Consider the following 232-nt stretch of genomic DNA (forward strand, 5'->3'; position numbering starts at 1 on the left):
CATCGCGGCACTGACCTCCAGCCAGGTCGCCCAGCTCGGCACCGCCGACCTGAACGCGCTGAGCACGACTGAAGTGCAGGCACTGGGTTCGGCAGGCATCGGCCAGCTGAGCTCGTCGCAAGTGCAGTCGCTGACCTCGACGGCGCTCAACGCGCTGACGACGTCGCAGCTGGCGACGCTGTCGGTGAACCTGCTGACGAGCGCACAGGTTTCGGGTTTGAGCACCGGTCAA

At 66.4% G+C, this 232-nt stretch carries 1 protein-coding gene; it reads left to right on the forward strand.

What is annotated here, in order from left to right; genetic code table 11:
• Nucleotides 1–232: hypothetical protein (locus tag U5A65_RS40885; protein WP_321949755.1), on the forward strand; the 232-nt coding region annotated here is incomplete at both ends.

The sequence above is a fragment of the Paraburkholderia sp. J10-1 genome, assembly GCF_905220165.1.
GTDB lineage: Bacteria > Pseudomonadota > Gammaproteobacteria > Burkholderiales > Burkholderiaceae > Paraburkholderia.